This is a genomic window from Nonomuraea sp. ZG12 (assembly GCF_052068115.1).
In the GTDB taxonomy this organism is placed as follows: domain Bacteria; phylum Actinomycetota; class Actinomycetes; order Streptosporangiales; family Streptosporangiaceae; genus Nonomuraea.
In genome coordinates this window covers 244,527-259,255 of the sequence record NZ_JBQHCW010000007.1, presented here as the reverse complement: position 1 = coordinate 259,255, position 14,729 = coordinate 244,527, and the positions used below count along the sequence as shown (strand labels likewise).

The following is a 14,729-nucleotide window of genomic DNA, read 5'->3' as shown; positions in this document are numbered from 1 at the left end:
CGATCCCCGGTTTCGCGCTGTAAGGAGCGTCATGCCAAGCTGTGTATGTCCCCAACACCAGGAGGTCCTCATGGCGGAATCACCGGAGCCGGAAGTCAGCGAAACCCCCGAGGACGAGATGAAGCGCAAGTTCCGCGAGGCGCTGGATCGCAAGCGCAACCAGCAGGCGGACACGGGTGCGGGTGGCAGGGGCGCCGACGCTTCGAAGATCCACGGAGCACACGGGCCGGCTGCCAGCAAGCGATCGTTCAGGCGTAAGAGCGGCGGCTGAATCGGGGGATTCGCGGGGGTACGGCATGCCGTACCCCCTTTTTTCTTGACCTTCTTAGGTAGATCTTCGACCGATTCATGGCATTTGCTTTGCGTTTGTCCGGTTTGGCCTATAAGTTGAGTGGCGTTACCAGGCGGTGACCTGGCCCTTCAACAGGAAGAGGCGGCCGCCTGGCGCCGAATCCCGCGCCTCCGCGGGAACCGGGGACCCATCTCCTGGGGTGAATCCGGCCTTCGCGGCCGGTAGGACATCTCCACGTCCGAACCCGTCAGCTAACCCGGTAGGCGAGATGGAGAGGACGAACTCACCTGTGCTCCGTTCCCGCGTACCCCCAGCCCGCGTAACGTCACCAGCCGCCCACTGAGCGGCGACTTCCCCCAAGCTTCTCCGCGCTCCGCGTAGCGTCCGTCGGCCTTTCGCTGCCCGGCTACGCCCTCAAGCGAGCGCGCGCTTCCCCATACCTAACGAAGGATTCCCTTTTTCATGTCTGCTCGCTTCGGCATGCGTTCCATCACCCTGCTCGCCGGCGCCGCCACTGCCGGCGTCCTGGCCTTCGGCGCCGGCCCCGCCGCCCACGCCGATGTCGACGACACTCAGAAGGTCCTGCTCAAGGGCTCGACCACGGCCTCGTACTTCTGGGACGACAACTCCGGCCGCGCCGGCGACACCGGCCTGCCCGCCAGCGGCAAGCCCATGCAGAAGGGCATGGCCGCCAGCCCCAGCTGGCCCCTGCTGACCGAGGGCTACGTGGTCTACAACGGCAAGAAGATGCCGTTCTTCGTCGGTGACCGCGGCCCCGGCGCTCCCTCCAGCAGCGGCGTCATGCTGGACCTGGACTCCAAGACCTTCGCCGAGCTGACCGGTGGCACGTTCAACTCCCGGACGCTGATGGTCGACGACAACGGTGGCAAGGGCCACATCAAGGTCGAGTACGTCATCACCAAGTGGGGCAAGGGCGTGGGCAAGAAGAACCACCCGGTGGCCTTCTCGACCGGCGCCTGGTCGCGTAAGGACGCCAACCCGGCCAAGCCGCCGCAGATCCTGGCCGAGAAGAAGATCGAGAAGGGCGAGTCGAAGGTCGTGGAGGGCAAGCCTCTCGCCGACGCCTCCGCCCGCGCCGGTTCGGGCTCCGGCGGCTCCGCCGTCTCCGTCAAGGCGACCGCGTACGCCGGCCCCTCCAGCCCCGCCGCCGCGGCCGCGACCGAAGAGCCGAGCGGCGTCGCCGGTGCCGCCCTCGCCGGCGGCCTGGCCCTCGTCGGCGGCGGCGCCATCCTCGGCCGCGACCGCATCCGCCGCCTCATGACCCGCTGACCCACCCCTCACCGCACGCGACACCCCCCGCCGACCCCTGGGGATGGTTCTGCGCCGACCTCCGTCGACCCCCCCCCGCCGTCCTTGGGTTTGGCTTTACGCCAGGAGCATTTGACGGTAATTGTCATCTGTGATCTCGCGTGCATCGGTCAACGGCATCGAACTGGCCTACGAGAGCTTCGGCTCGCCTGACGGGCGCCCTCTCCTACTGATCATGGGGCTGGGCGCCCAGCTCATACACTGGGACGACGAATTCTGCTCGCTACTGGCCGAGCAGGGTCACCACGTCGTCAGATTCGACAACCGCGACGCGGGCCTGTCCACCCATCTGCACGCCGAGGGCGTCCCCCTACCGGGGACGCCCTCGGCGTATCTGCTGGACGACATGGCCGACGACGCGGCGGGGCTGATGGAGGTGCTCGGCTGGCCCGCCGCGCATGTGGTGGGCGCGTCGATGGGCGGCATGATCGCCCAGACCCTCGCCTTCAGGCACCCCGAAAGAGTGCTCACCCTCACCTCGATCATGTCCACCACGGGCCCGTCGGCGGCCCCGCCCACCGAGGCGGCCGGCGCGGTGCTGTTCGCCCCGCCGGCCGGCGACCGGGAGGCGGTGCTGGCCCAGGCGCTGGCGAACCGGGCGGTGATCGGCTCGCCCGGCTTCGAGCTCGACCGGGAGCGTTTCCTGCGGCTGGCCGCCCTGGCCTACGACCGCTGCCACGACCCGGCGGGCACCGCCAGGCAGTTCGCCGCGATCATGGCCTCCCCCGACAGGACCGAGCCGCTCGGCGGGGTGGACGTGCCCACGCTGGTCATCCACGGTGACGCGGACCCCCTGGTTCCGCTCGCCGGCGGCCAGGCCACCGCGGCGGCCATCCGGGGAGCCGAGCTCCTGGTCCTCCCCGGTATGGGGCACGACCTGCCGCAGCCCCTGTGGCCGGAGATCGCCGATTCCATCACGAAGCTGACCTCAAATTCGGCCGGAAAAGCGTAGGTTTGTGACGACGGCTCGCGCCCGCCGCGCCCGGACGCGAGCCGCCGCGATCTGTCAGACCTCGAGCCTCTCCTCGATGGTCTTGAGCTGGTGCCTGGCCATGGCCAGGTTGGCCCGGTTGCGGTCAAGGGCCAGGTAGAGGAACAGGCCCTTGCCGCCACGGCCGGAGATCGGCCGGATGATGTGGTACTGGCCGCCGAGGGTGATGAGGATGTCCTCGATGCTGTCCTTGAGCCCGAGCGAGTCCATCGTCCGCAGCTTGGCCTTGACGACCTCGGTGTTGCCGGCCGCGGCGACCTGGAGATCCAGGTCCTTCGAGCTGCCGAGCGAGCCCAGCGCCATGCCGCTGCCGTGGTCGACGATCGCGGCCCCGAGCGAGCCGTCGATCGTCATCATCTCCTTGAGCGAGATGTCCATGCTGGTCATGCTTCCTCCGATCGGGAATGAACGTGTCGGGCGACCTCGGCGACCGTGGACGCCGTCTTGCGGCCCTCCAGCCGGAGCAGCCCGAGGTTCGCGCCGGGCTTGGCCAGGACTGTGAGGACGATGGTGGGGCCGGCCGCGTAGAGGGCGGCGTGGCCGGCCGAGCCGGAGATGAGCGTCTCCTCCAGCTCGCCCCTCCCCGCCAGGACGAGCATGCGCCTGCTCATCGCGAGCAGCGCCGAGGCCAGCGCGGCGACCTGCTCGCCGCTGTCGATCACGAGGTCGCACGCGATCGTCAGTCCGTCGACGGTCGAGGCGACGCTGCCCCTGACATCAGGGGTGCGTTCGCGCAGGAGGACCATCTCCTTGCGCACCTCGTCACGCAGCTCCACCGGTGGCCTCCTCTTGCGTGAGGGGAACCTCACGACAGCTCCTCCAGCGCCTTCTTGAGCCGCAGCAGCAGCTCGATGTCCGTCGGGTCGGCGTTCACCTGCGGGCCCAGCGCCCCGGCGGGCCGGGGACCGCCGGCCTCCCGCCGGGACTCGGGTCGCCTGTCCCGCTTGGGCAGCGCGGCGGCCCGCTCTCCCGTGACGAGCAGGCCCGCCGCCGCCATCCTGCGCACCGCGAGCATGACCGAGTAGCCGGACCTGCCGAGCCGCCTGGCCAGCTCCAGCGAGGTGGCCTCGCCGTCGGCGCGGACCACGACCTCCCACTCCACGTCGCTGAGCGCCACACCCCGTCCTGCCAGCCGGGGAGCGGGCCGTACGGGAGCGGTGTCCACGTCGGCGGCGGGCCAGATCTGGGCGAGCCGGGCGCGGCGGCGCGCGCACTCGCGCACCAGGCCGGGCACGTCGAAGTACCACCGCCCGCCCAGCCAGTGGCGCTCGCCGGGGCGGAACTTCGGCCTGGTCCCGGTGGTGGGCAGGAGGAAGAACGCGGCGTCCAGGACGGCGCCCAGCACGCAGTACTGCAGCTCGCCGAGGGTGACGGGCCCCTGTTCGAGCAGTCGCTCGCAGCCGCCGTCCGCCCGCAGCGCGCGCAGCGCTGCCTCCGGCACACGTCCCCGCGCGGCCAGCAGCCGCTCGACGCCCGGCGTCTGCGCACAGTCCATGTACGTGACGCGCCCCTCATCGAGGAAGACGGTGCCGGCCCTGCCCACGCGCAGGGCGCCGGTGGATCGCTCCTTGGCGAGGCCGGCCAGCAGTGTGTCGAGCGGTGGCATGCGCTCACGCCAGCAACTGGTCGGACAGGGCGCGCAGGCGGTGGCGTGCCAGAGCCAGGTTCGAGCGCTCCAGGTCGAGGCGTACGTAGATCACCAGCGGGCCCTCGAACAGGGTGTCCAGCATCCGGAGCAGATGGTGGCCCTTGTCGGTGGTGATGAGCATGTCGTCGACGCGGACCGTGTCGCCCGGACAGGAGTGCGCCAGCCCTTCCACGGTGGCGCGCAGCGTCTCGGTGAGCGCCGCGGCCGACTTCTCGGCGTCCACGCCGTGCGGTTGCCCGCTGACGGCCACGGCCATACCGCTCGTGTGGTCCACGAGCATCGCGTCGAGCGCGCCCGGTATGGCCATGACCGCGGTCAGGCAGGTGTCTAGTCCGAGCATCTGGCCTCCCTCGCCGTCCTGGGACTGGGACAGCTTAGGAGTGACGAAAGGAGTACCGAATGCCGGAACTTGTCAGGAGTCGTACAGAGATGGAGATGTATATCGCTGAGGCGAAGAAAAACCCCACCGTGATACAGAATCCCGTGATTTATGGGAACAGTTCGCGAGGTCTCGGAATTCGATTCATATCTGCTGATCGGTGGGCTCGGCGGGCAGCAGCGCCTTCTCGTCGGGCTTGAACACCAGCACGTTGTCCACGTACGACTTGACGGCCGCGCTCAGGCCGACGTCGCCCCCGGCCGCCTCCGACAGATACCACCGGTGGTCCAGGATCTCGTGGAACAGCTGGGCGGTCTCCAGCTTGCCGCGCAGCTCGGCGGGGATGGCCGCGAGCGTGGGCTGGAACACCTCGGCCAGCCACCGGTGGGCCACGATCGCCTCGTCCTCGTGCCGCAGCCCCTTGGCCACCCTGAACCCGTCGAGGTCGTTCAGCAGCCGGCGCGCCTGGTTCTCCTCGGCGTCGAGGCCGGTCAGCCGGAGCAGCCGGCGCTGGTGGTGCCCGGAGTCGACGACCTTGGGCCGGACGATCAGCCGGCCGGTGCCGACCTTGCGCCGCACCATCATCTCCGCCACGTCGAAGCCGAGCAGGTTGAGCCGCCGGATCCGGTGCTCCACCCGGTGCCAGTCGACCTCCTCGATGATCTCGTCCTGGGTGATCTCGCTCCACAGCCGGTGATAGCGGTTGACCACGTCCTCGGCGGTGTTCATCGGGTCGATCGCGGGGTCCAGCAGCCCGCCGGCCTCCAGGTCGAGCATCTCGCCGAAGATGTTGGTGTGCGCGCTGTCGATGTCGGCGGCCCGCTGGCCCTCGCTGATCATCGGGTGCATCTCGCCGGTCTCGGCGTCGACCAGGTAGGCGGCGAACGCCCCCGCGTCCCGGCGGAACAGCGTGTTGGACAGCGAGCAGTCGCCCCAGAAGAAGCCGTTCAGGTGCAGCCGCACCAGCAGCACGGCCAGCGCGTCCAGCAGGCGGGTGAGCGTGTCCGGGCGCAGCGTGCCCGACATGACGGCCCGGTAGGGGAGCGAGAACTGCAGGTGCCGGGTGATCAGCGCCGCGTCGAGCCCCTCGTCCCTGCCGGTGACGTAGGCGATCGGCTCCACGGCGGGGGCGTCGAGTCTGGCCAGGTCCCACAGGAGCTGGTACTCGCGCTTGGCGTACCGCTCGCTGATCTCCTTGATCGCGTAGACCTTGCCGGAGAGCCGGGCGAAGCGCACGACGTGCCGCGAGATGCCGCGGGGAAGATCGACCAGATGGCGCTGCGGCCACTGTTCCAGCGGGAGCTCCCAGGGGAGCCGGATCAGGTCGGAATCGCCTAGCGCGCCGGTGATCTGAAGGGGCATTACACCAGGATATTGTGCATCGGTGGACGAGTTTCTCAAGTGGTACTTTTCCGGACGTCCGGTGGTCGCCGCCACCCTGGGCGCCGAGGGCTATGACCATACGCTCGGCGACTTCTCCGCCACCGCCTTCACCGACCGCGAGCGCGACGAGCTCCGCTGGCTGGAGCGCCTGTCCGCCGCCGAGATCGGGACTCCCGACGAGGCGATCGACCGGGACCTCGTCCTGTCCCAGCTGCGCGGCTCCATCGCGATGGCCGCCTGGCCCGAGTGGCGCCGCGACCCCGGCGGCTACCTCGGGACCGTCTTCAGCGCCCTCTACACCCCGCTCCAGCGGCGGCTCAAGCCCGAACCCGAGCTGGTGGCCGCCGCGCTCTCCCTGCTGGCCGAGGTGCCCGGCGTGCTCGCCGCCTGCCAGGCCAACCTCGACCCCGACCTCGCCGCGCCGCTGCTGGTCCAGCGCGGGCTCCGGCAGGCCCGCACCGGGCGCGGCTTCCTCACCGAGACCGTCCCCTCGATGATCGAGGACCCCGTCCTGCGCGCCCGGCTCGCCGACGCCGCCGAACCGGCCGCCGTCGCGTTCGACGAGCTCGTCGCCTTCCTCGACGGCTTCCGGTGCGGCGGCACCTGGCGGATGGGCGAGCGGCTCTACTCCACACTGCTGCGCGAGCGCGAACTCCTCGGGTACGGCGCGGCCGAGCTGCACGCCAAGGGCCGGGCGGCCTGGGACGCGCTGAACGACCGGATGCGCGAGGTCTCGCCACGGGTGAACGGCTCCCCGGACTGGCGGGCCGCGATGGAGTCCCTGATGGACGACCACCCCGCGACCCTGGCGGAGATGCGCGCGGAGTACGAGGTCGAGACCCGGCGGGCCCGCGACTTCGTCCGCGACCGCGACCTGGTCACCTTCGCCGAGGGGGAGGAGTGCCTGGTGCTGCCGTCGGCCGTCTACACCCGGCCCGTCCTGTCCGTCGCCCACTACCTCGCGCCGCCGCCGCTCAGCACCTCGCGCACCGGCGTCTTCTTCGTCCCCTACACCCCGGACGACTTCACCGAGGAGCAGGTACGGCAGCGCCTGCGGACGAACTCCCGGGCCGTGATGCCCTCGCTGGCCGTCCACGAGGCTTATCCGGGACATCACTGGCACCTGTCCTACATGGCGGGTCACCCGAGCGCCGTCCGCAAGGTGTTCCGCACGCCGTACTTCACCGAGGGCTGGGCCCTGTACGTGGAGAAGCTCCTGCACGAGCAGGGCTATTTCGACACCCCGGCCACCGAGCTGGCCCACCTCGACTGCCGGATCTTCCGCGCCGCCCGGATGGTGGTCGACACCGCGCTGCACTGCGACGACCTGCCGATCGAGGAGGCCGAGACGTTCATGGCCACCAAGGCGTCCCTGTCTCCCGGCACCGCCCAGGGCGAGGTGGACCGTTACTGCGCCTGGCCCACGCAGGCGCCGTCGTACCTCACCGGCGCCATCGAGATCGACCGCATCCGGGAGTCATACCAGGGGTCGCTGAAGTCGTTCCACGACCGGATCGCGGGCGCGGGCGGGCTGCCGCTCGGCCTCGCGGAGGCCGCCGTCAGAGGATGACCGTCACGGGGACGGGCGGCGGGGGAACTCCGGCGGGTTGAGCGAGCGCTCGACCACCGCCGCGAGCTGCTCGTCGGTGAGGATCGCCGGCTTGCCGACGCTCAGGCCGCGCACGTAGACCTCGCAGAGCCACTCCAGCAGGCGGGTGGCCTCGAAGGCCTGCTCGAGCGTCGCGCCGACGGTCACCCCGCCGTGGTTGGCCATGAGGGCCGCCTGCTTGCCCGCCAGCGCCGCCCGCACGTTCGCGGCCAGCTCGGCGGTCCCGTACGTCGCGTACTCGGCGACCTTGACCACCCCGCCGAGCAGCAGCGCGTTGTAGTGGACGGGCGGCAGCTCGGTCATCGTGGTGGCCACCACCGTGCCGAACACCGAGTGGGTGTGGACCACCGCCTGTGCGCCGGTCGCGGCGTAGACCGCCAGGTGCATCGGGGTCTCCGAGGACGGCTGGAGCTCGCCCTCCAGGAGGTAGCCGTCGGTGTCGACGACGGGGCACATCTCCGGGGTCAGCCGGTCGAGCGCCGCGCCCGAAGGGGTGACCGCGACCCGGTCTCCGTCGCGCACGCTCAGGTTTCCCGACGTGCCGATGACCAGGCCGAGCTCGACGGCACGCCGGCCGTACTCGCACAGCTGTTCGCGCAGGCTCATGCGACGGCAATGTAGCCGGTCGGCCGGATCCGCACCAGCCGGCCCCGAGCCCGTCCAGAAGGCAGGCCCTTCGACGCGCGGGCGCCCGTCACCATCGCGCGTCGTCCTCGCCCGCCGTGCTCTCGCGGATGACCGCCGTGCTCTCGCGGATGATCAGCCTGTGCGGCACCACGATCTCGGTGGGGTTGGCCGCGCCGCCGCTGATCGACTCCATCAGCGTGTCCACCGCCGTGCGCGCGATCTCGCCCTTGTCCGGGGCGACCGTGGTCAGGCTCGGCGTGCTGTACTGGCCCTCCTCGATGCCGTCGACGCCCACCACGGCGACGTCGCCGGGGACACGGCGACCCGCCCTGGTCAGCGCCCGCATGGCGCCGAGCGCGAGCAGGTCGTTGTAGCAGAACACGGCGTCAGGCGGGTCCGGCAGCGCGAGCAGCCGCTCCATGGCCTGCGCGCCGAGCCGCCGGTGGAAGTGCGGCGTGGCGACGATGAGCTTCTCGTCCACCGCCAGGCCGGCGTGGGCGTGCGCCTGGCGGTAGCCGGCGGTGCGCAGCTGGGCGGTCTCCCCGGTCGCGTACGGCTGGTCGCCGATCGCGGCCACCCGGCGCCGGCCCAGCCCCAGCAGGTGTGCGGTGGCCTCGCGGGCGGCGGCCACGTTGTCGATGGCCACGTGGTGGAAGCTGCCGTTGAAGATGTGCTCGCCGAGCAGCACGATCGGGATCCGGTTGCCGCGTTCGCGCAGCTCCTCGGCGGAGACGGCGAGCGGGCTGAGCAGCAGGCCGTCGAACATCATGGCCCGTGAGTCCCGCCCGAGCAGCGCGCGCTCCCGCTCGACCGCGCCGTCGGTCTGGTCGATCATGACCACGTACCCGTGGGCGCGGGCCGCCGTGATCACCTCGCGGGCCAGCTCGGCGAAGTACGGCACGTCGAGCTCGGGCACCACCAGGGCGATCATCCCCGTACGGCCCTGCTTGAGGTTGCGGGCGATCAGATTGGGACGGTAGTCGAGCTCGTCCAGGACGGCCTGCACCCGTGCGCGCAGCTCGTCGGAGACCGGCGCGTAACCGTTGACCACATTGGACACCGTGCGAATCGATACGTTCGCCCGCTTGGCGACGTCGCGCAGGGTAGGACCGGACATGCGTCTCTTGTACCTCCCGCCACCGGGACTGGGAAGATCCCAAACCCGCCCTTGCATCGTTGCAGACAAGTATGCATGATGTCTGCATCGTTGCAGAGCTGCCATGCCGAGGAGTCCCAAGATGTCCACACCCCCGCTCGCCCGTCGCGGTTTCCTCAAGGGAGCCCTCGGCATGGGCGCTCTCGCCGCCACAGGCTCACTCGCGGCGTGCGCTCCCGGCGGCACCACCGCCGCGCCGAGCAAGCTCGCCAAACCGACCGCCTCGGCGTCGTCGGCCAAGGGCGAGATAACGATCTGGAATCGGTCGGGTGACCTGTTCAAGGTGTTCGACGCGGCGATCGGCAAGTTCCGCGAGGCCTACCCGGGCGTCAAGGTGAACCACCAGGCCGTGGACATCGACGCCAAGCTGGCCAACACGCTGATCAGTGGCACGGGCGTGCCCGACGGCAGCTTCTGGGACGACGCCAAGATCAGCGGGCAGGCGGAGCACCTCTTCGACCTGACCGACCTCATCTCGCCCTACCGCGACCAGACCGCGCCCTACAAGCTGTCCGTCAACACCGTGGACGGCAAGATCTACGGGGTGCCGTGGGACCTGGACCCCGGGCTGCTCTGGTACCGCGAGGACATCCTGGAGGACGCGGGGGTTGACCCGGCGGGCCTGGCCACGTACGACGACCTGGTGGCCGCCGCCCGGACGGTCAAGGAGAAGGATCCCGCCACCAAGCCCATCCACCTGGACAAGGACCCCTTCCTCGGCCAGCTGTGGCTGGAGATGCTCGCCAACCAGCAAGGCACCAGCCTGACCGACGCCCAGGGCAAGCTGAGGCTGGACTCCGCCGAGTACCGGCGGATCCTCACCTGGATCGAGACCGCGGTCAAGGACGGCCTGGTCACCCACGCGCCCTACCTGAAGCCGGCCGACGTCAACACGCTCGACAACGGCCAGCAGGTGTTCGTGCCGTGGGCGATCTGGTGGTCGTTCGCGCCGCAGCAGCTGCTCAAGCAGACCAAGGGCAAGTGGCGGGCCGCGCCGCTGCCGGCCTGGACACCCGGCGGCGCGCGCAGCGGCGCCATGGGCGGCAGCAGCTTCGTCATCCCCGCCAAGGCCAAGAACCCCGAGCTGGCCTGGCTGCTGTACGAGTTCCTCTGCTTCAAGGAGCCCGGCTACACCGCGGTGTACGGCCCCAACGACATTTACCCCGGCGGCCTGTCCACCTCGGTTCCCAGCTTCAAGCCCGCGCTGGACCCGGCCAAGCCGCTGTTCGAGCCGATCGAGGCGCTCGGTGGCCAGGACCTGTGGAAGGTCGCCGTCGAGGCCGCCGCCACCATCCCGGCCGCCGCGCCGATCCCGTGGTGGTGGGCCGAGTCGGTGGACTACCTGGGCAACAACCTCCAGCGCCTGATGGAGGGCAAGATGTCGCCCGACCAGGTGATCTCCGAGTCGGGCGAGAAGATCCAGCGCAACCTGATCGACCGCTCATGAGGTCCGTGCGGTTGACGCCGTACCTGTTCGTCGCCCCCTTCTTCGTCGTCTTCGCCGCGTTCGGGGTCTACCCGCTGATCTACGCGCTGCAGCTCAGCTTCATGCGCTGGCGGGGCGCGGGCGCGGCCCACTGGGTCGGCGTGGACAACTACCTCTACCTGCTGACCAGCCCGGAGTTCTGGGGCTCGCTCGGCAACAGCGCGGTCATGTGGGTGCTCATCGTGCCGATCCAGGTCGTGGCCGGCCTGGGCGGCGCGGTGCTGCTGGCCAACGCCAGGCTGCGGCTGCGGGGGCTGTACCGGGTGGCGTTCATCGCGCCCTTCGTGACCCCGCTGGTGGCCATGGCGCAGGTGTGGATCGTGGTGTTCGACGAGGACCACGGGCCGGTCAACTACCTGCTCAACCTGGTGGGGCTGCCCGACGTGGGGTGGCTGACGTCCACGGTGTGGGCCAAGCCGACGCTGGCGCTGCTCTTCCTGTGGAAGACCACCGGGTTCGCGATCATCATCCTGCTCGCGGGCCTCCAGGCCGTCCCCGGCGGTGTGTACGAGGCCGCCGCGCTCGACGGCGCGTCCCGGTGGCGGCAGTTCTGGTCGATCACCGTGCCGCTGGTGCGCAGGAGCATGGCGTTCCTGGTGGTCGTGCAGACGCTGGCCGTCTTCCAGATGTTCGCCGAGCCGTTCGTGGTCACCGAGGGCGGCCCGTACGGCTCCACCACCACCGCCGGCCTCTACCTGTACGAGCACATCGCCGCCTCCGACCTGGGCACCGGCGCCGCGAACTCGTTCCTGCTGGTCCTGCTGGTCTTCGGCCTGTCGCTGGGCGCGGTCAGGCTGCTGCGGCCGAAAGACGAGGTGTCATGAACCGGACCAGACCGGGCGTCGCGCAGTACGTGCTGCTGACGCTGCTCGCCCTCGCCTTCCTGTATCCGATCTGGTGGGCGATCAGCTCCTCCGTCAAGCCGGCCGCCGAGATCATCACCAGTCCGCTGTCGATCGGCGCGCCGACGCTGGACAACTATCGGGCGATGTTCGCCGACGTGCCGATCGGCACCGGGTTCGCGAACACGGCGCTGGTGCTGGCGGTCAAGGGCGCGATGACGATGTTCTTCTGCCCGCTGGCCGGCTACGCCTTCGCCAAGTACACCTTCCCCGGCAAGAACGCACTGTTCGGCGTGGTGCTGCTGACACTGATGCTGCCGACGCTCGTGCTGATCATCCCGCTGCTGCTGGAGATGAGCGCGCTCGGCTGGGTCAACACCTACCAGGCGCTGATCCTGCCGGGCAGCATCGACGCGTTCAGCATCTTCTGGATGCGGCAGACCATCGCCGCCATCCCGGACGAGCTGATCGACGCCGGACGGGTGGACGGGGCCGGCGAGTTCGGCATCTTCGCCAAGGTCGTGCTCCCGGTGATCCGGCCGGGGATGGCCGCGCTGGCCGTGCTGACCACCATGAACGTCTACAACGACTTCGTCTGGCCGGTCGTCGCCGTCAACGACACCTCCCACCAGACGCTCCAGGTGGTGCTGGCCACGCTGGCGCAGAACATCACCGGCAACCGGATCGGCGCCGACTTCGCCACCGTCTGGGGCGAGCTGCTGGCCGCCGGCAGCATCGCCATGCTGCCGCTGCTGGTGATCTTCGTCCTGCTGCAGCGCCACTTCATCAACGGCATCCTCGCGGGCAGCGTCAAGGGCTGACCCGCCATCCTCACGAAACCCACGAAACCTCGCCATCCCAACGAAACGGAGCACCATGACGCCGCGTGCGGAATACCCCCGGCCCCACTTCGACCGGTCGCACACCTGGTCGAGCCTGAACGGCGACTGGGACTTCCGGGCCGACACCGAGCAGGACTGGACCGCCACCATCACCGTGCCCTTCGCCTGGGAGACCCCGGCGTCGGGCATCGAGGCCCACTGGCTGCCCCTCGCCTGGTACCGGCGCCGGATCACCGTCCCCTCCGCCTGGACGGGACAGCGGGTGGTGCTGCACTTCGGGGCCGTCCACCACGAGGCCACCGTGTGGGTGAACGACATCGAGGTGGCCACGCACCGGGGCGGCTACACGCCGTTCGAGGCCGACATCACCGACGCGCTGCGCGAGGGCGAGCAGGAGGTGCTGGTACGGGTCTCCGCGCCGCTCGACAAGCGGGAGCTCGCGCACGGCAAGCAGCGCAGCATCCCGCGCGACGACTTCGACGGCGTGTGCTTCACCCCGTCGTCGGGGATCTGGCAGAGCGTGTGGCTGGAGGCCCGGCCCGCCACGCACCTGGCCGAGCTGCGGCTGCGCCCCTCCGCCGGGCTGGCCGCCATCGAGGTGACGGCCCGGGTCGAGGGCCCGTCGGAGGCGACCCTGCGCCTGACCGTCCGCGAGACGGGCACCACGGTCGAGCTCCCGGTCACCGGCACGGGCGCCGTCGCGGTCACCGGCACGGTCATCGGCACGGTCATCGGCACGGGCGCCGTCGCGGGCTCGGAGGCCGCGACGGCCACGGACCCGATCGTGCTCCCCGTGGCCGAGCCGCGACTCTGGTCACCCGAGGACCCGTACCTCTACCACGTGGACGCCGAGCTGGTCTCCGCCGACGGCACCGACCGGGTCGCCGCCTACACCGGGCTGCGCCGGATCGAGGTGATCGGCGAGGACCTCCACCTCAACGGCCGCCGCCTGTTCGTGCGCGGCGTGCTCGACCAGGGCTACTGGCCGCGTACCGGCATCACCGCTCCCGACGACGCCGCGTTGCGCCACGACATCGAGCTGGCCGCGGCGGCGGGCTACAACCTGGTGCGCAAGCACCTCAAGCTGGAGGATCCGCGCTTCGTCCACCACGCCGACGTGCTCGGCATGCTGGTGTGGGCCGAACCCGCCGCGACCGGCCGCTTCTCGCCTGAGTCGGTGGCGGCGTTCGAGGAGCAGATCGCGCCCATGGTCGAACGTGACGGCAACTCCCCGGCGATCGTCATCTGGGGCCTGTACAACGAGGAATGGGGCCTGGACTGGGACATCCCGGGCGACCCGGCCAAGCAGGAGGCGGCGGCGCGCGCGTACGACCTGCTCAAGGCGCTCGACCCGACCAGGCCCGCAGTGGACAACTCTGGCTGGACGCACGTCAGGACCGACCTGCTCGACTGGCACTACTACGACGAGTCCGCCGCCTCCTGGGGCCGGACGGTCGCCGCGCTGCTCGACGGCGAGCAGGACGACTTCCCCGTCCGGCTCGGCCCCGACTACGTGGTGCGCAAGAAGCTGGCGGGCGTCCCGTCGCAGCCGCTGCGCGGCCTGCCGAACCTCAACAGCGAGTACGGCGGCGGCTTCACCTGTGTCGAACGCGCCTGGCACCTGCGCTGGCAGACCCAGGAGCTGCGCCGCCACGACCGGCTGGCCGGCTACGTCTACACCGAGCTGTACGACGTCGAGCACGAGTCCGCGGGCCTGCTGGACTTCGAACGGCGGGCCAAGGACCTGGCCGGGGTGAGCCCGGCGGACGTGAACGCCGCCACCGCGCTCGTCCTCGACGTCGTCCCGGTCGCGCCCGGCCGTGACCTGCTCAGCCCGGAGCGTGAGGTCACCGTGCCCGTCCGCGTCTCGCACCACGGGACCGAGCCGGTCAACGGCCGCCTGCACGCGGCCTGGACCCCCGTCTTCGGCCCGGCACCGGCCGCGCCGGGCGTCGAGGGGCCGTGGATCGAGGCCAAGCCGTACGTGCTCAGCGGCCCCGCCGAGGTCCGCGCCGAGCTGCCGGCCGGCTGGTCGAGCGGGCGGCTGCACCTCGCCCTGGTCAGCGACGGCGCGGTGATCGCCCGCTCGGCGGTGGACGTGGACACCCACACCGGCTTCGTCATCGGCGACGACCGGCCCTGACC

At 70.5% G+C, this 14,729-nt stretch carries 15 protein-coding genes and 1 riboswitch; of the genes, 8 read left to right on the top strand and 7 right to left on the bottom strand.

What is annotated here, in order from left to right; translation table 11 throughout:
• The first annotated feature begins 70 nt into the window (after positions 1-70).
• From ACTMTF_RS21900 to ACTMTF_RS21890, 3 genes are all read left to right on the top strand, one after another.
• Positions 71-271, top strand: coding sequence for a DUF5302 domain-containing protein (locus tag ACTMTF_RS21900; protein ID WP_397004691.1), 201 nt, complete (start codon positions 71-73; stop codon positions 269-271).
• Between the two features lie 164 nt (positions 272-435).
• A riboswitch (cyclic di-AMP (ydaO/yuaA leader) is annotated at positions 436-573 on the top strand.
• A gap of 181 nt (positions 574-754) precedes the next feature.
• On the top strand, positions 755-1,582 hold the full coding sequence (locus ACTMTF_RS21895) for a hypothetical protein (protein WP_441112364.1): 828 nt from the start codon (positions 755-757) through the stop codon (positions 1,580-1,582).
• Positions 1,583-1,712: 130 nt separating this feature from the next.
• Positions 1,713-2,573 (top strand): alpha/beta fold hydrolase, encoded by an 861-nt coding sequence (locus ACTMTF_RS21890; protein WP_441112363.1) that lies wholly within the window; start codon positions 1,713-1,715, stop codon positions 2,571-2,573.
• Positions 2,574-2,627: 54 nt separating this feature from the next.
• Here ACTMTF_RS21890 and ACTMTF_RS21885 read toward each other — a convergent pair whose 3' ends face one another.
• The 5 genes from ACTMTF_RS21885 to ACTMTF_RS21865 form a co-directional block, all read right to left on the bottom strand.
• Positions 2,628-2,999: a hypothetical protein gene (locus ACTMTF_RS21885; RefSeq protein WP_397004685.1), complete on the bottom strand. Its 372-nt coding sequence runs from the start codon at positions 2,997-2,999 to the stop codon at positions 2,628-2,630.
• The gene (locus ACTMTF_RS21880) at positions 2,996-3,388 is read right to left on the bottom strand and encodes a roadblock/LC7 domain-containing protein (protein ID WP_441112362.1); all 393 of its coding nucleotides are present in this window, start codon (positions 3,386-3,388) and stop codon (positions 2,996-2,998) included. Before ACTMTF_RS21880 ends, ACTMTF_RS21885 begins: the two co-directional genes overlap by 4 nt.
• Before the next feature lie 29 nt (positions 3,389-3,417).
• A complete protein-coding gene (locus ACTMTF_RS21875) occupies positions 3,418-4,218 on the bottom strand; it encodes a hypothetical protein (RefSeq protein ID WP_441112361.1) in 801 nt (266 codons plus the stop codon).
• A gap of 4 nt (positions 4,219-4,222) precedes the next feature.
• A complete protein-coding gene (locus tag ACTMTF_RS21870) occupies positions 4,223-4,600 on the bottom strand; it encodes a roadblock/LC7 domain-containing protein (protein WP_397004679.1) in 378 nt (125 codons plus the stop codon).
• A 183-nt stretch (positions 4,601-4,783) separates the two neighbouring features.
• Positions 4,784-6,001, bottom strand: coding sequence for a DUF4032 domain-containing protein (locus ACTMTF_RS21865; protein ID WP_441112360.1), 1,218 nt, complete (start codon positions 5,999-6,001; stop codon positions 4,784-4,786).
• Positions 6,002-6,023: 22 nt separating this feature from the next.
• Here ACTMTF_RS21865 and ACTMTF_RS21860 point away from each other — a divergent pair, with 22 nt between their 5' ends.
• Complete coding sequence (locus tag ACTMTF_RS21860; RefSeq protein WP_441112359.1) at positions 6,024-7,592, top strand: DUF885 domain-containing protein; 1,569 nt, start codon at positions 6,024-6,026, stop codon at positions 7,590-7,592.
• 3 nt (positions 7,593-7,595) lie between these two features.
• Here the strand turns inward: ACTMTF_RS21860 and ACTMTF_RS21855 are convergent, their stop codons facing one another.
• Entirely contained in the window at positions 7,596-8,237 is a 642-nt protein-coding gene (locus ACTMTF_RS21855) for a class II aldolase/adducin family protein (RefSeq protein ID WP_441112358.1), read from the bottom strand.
• An 88-nt stretch (positions 8,238-8,325) separates the two neighbouring features.
• Positions 8,326-9,375 (bottom strand): LacI family DNA-binding transcriptional regulator, encoded by a 1,050-nt coding sequence (locus ACTMTF_RS21850; protein WP_441112357.1) that lies wholly within the window; start codon positions 9,373-9,375, stop codon positions 8,326-8,328.
• 121 nt (positions 9,376-9,496) lie between these two features.
• Between ACTMTF_RS21850 and ACTMTF_RS21845 the strand changes: the two genes are divergently transcribed.
• Genes ACTMTF_RS21845 through ACTMTF_RS21830 form a run of 4 tightly spaced genes read left to right on the top strand, consistent with a single transcriptional unit; the run spans position 9,497 to position 14,727 of the window.
• The gene (locus ACTMTF_RS21845; protein ID WP_441112356.1) at positions 9,497-10,861 is read left to right on the top strand and encodes an ABC transporter substrate-binding protein; all 1,365 of its coding nucleotides are present in this window, start codon (positions 9,497-9,499) and stop codon (positions 10,859-10,861) included.
• Positions 10,858-11,724, top strand: a complete 867-nt coding sequence (locus tag ACTMTF_RS21840; protein ID WP_397004667.1) for a carbohydrate ABC transporter permease — start codon at positions 10,858-10,860, stop codon at positions 11,722-11,724. Before ACTMTF_RS21845 ends, ACTMTF_RS21840 begins: the two co-directional genes overlap by 4 nt.
• On the top strand, positions 11,721-12,563 hold the full coding sequence (locus ACTMTF_RS21835) for a carbohydrate ABC transporter permease (RefSeq protein ID WP_441112355.1): 843 nt from the start codon (positions 11,721-11,723) through the stop codon (positions 12,561-12,563). Before ACTMTF_RS21840 ends, ACTMTF_RS21835 begins: the two co-directional genes overlap by 4 nt.
• A 55-nt stretch (positions 12,564-12,618) precedes the next feature.
• Positions 12,619-14,727: a glycoside hydrolase family 2 protein gene (locus ACTMTF_RS21830; RefSeq protein ID WP_441112354.1), complete on the top strand. Its 2,109-nt coding sequence runs from the start codon at positions 12,619-12,621 to the stop codon at positions 14,725-14,727.
• Positions 14,728-14,729 lie beyond the last annotated feature (2 nt).

Coding starts and splice junctions, on each gene's coding strand:
- ACTMTF_RS21900 (WP_397004691.1), top strand. CDS start 71: ATGGCGGAATCACCGGAGCCGGAAGTCAGCGAAACCCCCGAGGACGAG.
- ACTMTF_RS21895 (WP_441112364.1), top strand. CDS start 755: ATGTCTGCTCGCTTCGGCATGCGTTCCATCACCCTGCTCGCCGGCGCC.
- ACTMTF_RS21885 (WP_397004685.1), bottom strand. CDS start 2,999: ATGACCAGCATGGACATCTCGCTCAAGGAGATGATGACGATCGACGGC.
- ACTMTF_RS21875 (WP_441112361.1), bottom strand. CDS start 4,218: ATGCCACCGCTCGACACACTGCTGGCCGGCCTCGCCAAGGAGCGATCC.
- ACTMTF_RS21870 (WP_397004679.1), bottom strand. CDS start 4,600: ATGCTCGGACTAGACACCTGCCTGACCGCGGTCATGGCCATACCGGGC.
- ACTMTF_RS21865 (WP_441112360.1), bottom strand. CDS start 6,001: ATGCCCCTTCAGATCACCGGCGCGCTAGGCGATTCCGACCTGATCCGG.
- ACTMTF_RS21855 (WP_441112358.1), bottom strand. CDS start 8,237: ATGAGCCTGCGCGAACAGCTGTGCGAGTACGGCCGGCGTGCCGTCGAG.
- ACTMTF_RS21850 (WP_441112357.1), bottom strand. CDS start 9,375: ATGTCCGGTCCTACCCTGCGCGACGTCGCCAAGCGGGCGAACGTATCG.
- ACTMTF_RS21845 (WP_441112356.1), top strand. CDS start 9,497: ATGTCCACACCCCCGCTCGCCCGTCGCGGTTTCCTCAAGGGAGCCCTC.
- ACTMTF_RS21840 (WP_397004667.1), top strand. CDS start 10,858: ATGAGGTCCGTGCGGTTGACGCCGTACCTGTTCGTCGCCCCCTTCTTC.
- ACTMTF_RS21835 (WP_441112355.1), top strand. CDS start 11,721: ATGAACCGGACCAGACCGGGCGTCGCGCAGTACGTGCTGCTGACGCTG.
- ACTMTF_RS21830 (WP_441112354.1), top strand. CDS start 12,619: ATGACGCCGCGTGCGGAATACCCCCGGCCCCACTTCGACCGGTCGCAC.